The organism is Intrasporangium sp. (genome assembly GCF_030452765.1).
GTDB lineage: Bacteria > Actinomycetota > Actinomycetes > Actinomycetales > Dermatophilaceae > Intrasporangium_A.
In genome coordinates this window covers 1-2,264 of the sequence record NZ_JAKDLO010000319.1, presented here as the reverse complement: position 1 = coordinate 2,264, position 2,264 = coordinate 1, and the positions used below count along the sequence as shown (strand labels likewise).

Sequence of the window (2,264 nt, the reverse complement as noted above, 5' to 3'; positions counted from 1 at the left end):
GAGAGCACCCTTCATCCCAAGCGCTCGAGGCACAGGGGCGCAAGCCTGGCCTAGGGTTTTCCCATGTCCCGAAGGTGGTTCGCGACGTGGGCGGCAGCGGGCGCCGGTGTAGTGCTCGCGGTGCTGCTCACCGCGGTCGGCGACCCCGTCTCGCTGATGACGCCGGGGCCGGACCTGGCGGCGCCCCGCACCCCTCCGGTTCAGCCGCCGCCCACCACAGCACCACCAGGGTCGTCCCAGGCGCTGCCGACCGGGTCGGGCGAGCCGCTCGGACCACTCACCGCCTTCGTGGGGCTCCTGATCCAGATCGCCGTCGTGCTCGTCATTCTCCTCGTCCTCGGGGTGGTCATCGCCCTGCTCCGGTCGGCCTGGCACCACCGCCCCCGGCTCGTCTCAAGGCCGGCAGGCGAGGTCGTGGCACCCGATGTGCCCGAGGAGCTGCTCTCGTTGCGGCAGGGGCAGCTCGGCCTGCTCTCCGGTGGTGAGCCGCGCAACGCGATCGTCGCCACCTGGCTCAGCCTCGAGACCGTCGTCGGGGCGATCGGGCTCCCCCGAGAGCCGGCCGAGACCTCGACCGAGTACACCACCCGGGTGCTGCGAACCTGGGACATCGACCCCCGCAGCCTCGCCGACCTCGCCGCGCTCTACCGTGAGGCGCGGTTCTCACAGCACGCACTCGGCGAGGAGCATCGCCGACGCGCGATGCGCGACCTCACCACGATCCACGACGACCTCGCACAGGTGGCGACCGAGACGAGAGGGGCGCCGACGACGTGAGTTGGCTGGACGGCATACGGGATCTGGGACGCACGTCACGACCGTGGCACCGGCGCATCGCCTGGACGGCCGGCGTATGGCTCGCGCTCATCGTGCTCGGGGCCCTGCTCGGGCAGCACGCGAGCGTCCTGCAGCTCGCCGTCCTCATCGTCGCCGTCGCGATGCTCATCTGGTACCTGATGGACCATGTCGGGTCGAACGCCGTGACGCACTGGCCGGTGAGCGACCTCTACCGGTTCCGCTCGCATCGCGGCGAGGACTTCCGCGTCACGAACCTCGCGTCCCGGCTCCGGGGAGCAAGCGAGCGCGGCGAGGGACGCGAGAGCCTCGTCGAGGATCTGCACGACCAGCTCACGACGATCATCCGTGAGCGGCTCTATGCGATGCACGGGATCGTCATCGAGGAGGAGCCGAGGTGGTCGCAGGGGGTCATGCCAGCCGAGCTGTGGGACTTCGTGACGCACCCACCGGACCCGGAGCTGTACCGCCCGGGCAGGCTGGAGGCAGTGCTCGGACGGATCGAGAGGTGGTGACCATGCGGCTGCCCGAGGTGAGCGCCCTCAGCTCGGCGATCATCGCCGAGGTCGAGCGGGCCGTCGTCGGCAAGCGGGAGAGCCTCCGGCTCGTGCTGACCGGCATCCTCGCCGGCGGTCACGTGCTCATGGAGGACTTTCCCGGCCTCGGCAAGACCCTCACGGCCCGCAGCTTCGCCCAGTCGCTGGGCCTCGAGTTCCGGCGGGCCCAGTTCACGCCCGACCTGCTGCCCGGCGACCTGACCGGCTCGTTCGTCTTCGACCAGCGCAGCGGGGAGTTCGAGTTCCGGGCCGGGCCGCTGTTCACGGGGCTGCTGCTGGCCGACGAGATCAACCGGACCCCGCCGAAGACCCAAGCGGCGCTGCTCGAGGCCATGCAGGAGCGCCAGGTCACGGTGGAGGGCCGGACCTTCCCGCTGCCGCGCCCGTTCCACGTGCTGGCGACCGCGAACCCGGTCGAGTACGAGGGCACCTACCCGCTGCCCGAAGCCCAGCTCGACCGCTTCCTCATGCGGGTCTCGTTCGGGTACCCGTCGGCCGACGAGGAGTGGCAGATCCTCGCGTCGAGGGTGGCGAGGCAACAGGAGGAGCAGACGTTGCGCGAGGTCGTGACGGGCGAGCAGCTCCTCGAGATGCAGACCGCAGTCGAGCGAACCGACGTCGACGAGTCGGTCGGGCGGTACTGCGTGGCGCTGGCGGCCGCGACCCGGACGCACGGGGACGTGCTCATGGGCGCATCACCCCGGGGTGCCCTGGGGCTGATGCTGTGCGCCCGCGCGTTCGCGGTCGTCGACGGACGTGACTACGTCACCCCCGAGGACGTCAAGGTCGTGGCACCGGCCGTGCTCACCCATCGGGTCACCATCAAACCCGAGCTGTGGATGAGCAACGTCAGCGCCGGAGCCGTCGTGACCTCGATCCTGCACGGCGTCCCGGCGCCCTCCGCCCGCGAAC

The 2,264-nt window shown here is 70.9% G+C and carries 3 protein-coding genes; all 3 read left to right on the top strand.

Translation table 11 applies throughout. The features are described 5' to 3' along the window. Window positions 1–63: 63 nt before the first annotated feature. Window positions 64–777 carry a DUF4129 domain-containing protein gene (locus tag L0H79_RS21995; RefSeq protein ID WP_301486908.1) on the top strand — a complete coding sequence of 238 codons (714 nt, stop codon included), beginning with the start codon at window positions 64–66 and terminating at the stop codon, window positions 775–777. Further along, on the top strand, window positions 774–1,310 hold the full coding sequence (locus tag L0H79_RS21990) for a hypothetical protein (RefSeq protein ID WP_301486906.1): 537 nt from the start codon (window positions 774–776) through the stop codon (window positions 1,308–1,310). The genes L0H79_RS21995 and L0H79_RS21990 overlap by 4 nt, the downstream gene beginning before the upstream one ends. Before the next feature lie 2 nt (window positions 1,311–1,312). Then, window positions 1,313–2,264 (top strand): MoxR family ATPase (locus L0H79_RS21985; protein ID WP_301486904.1); only part of this gene is annotated, 952 nt, incomplete at its 3' end.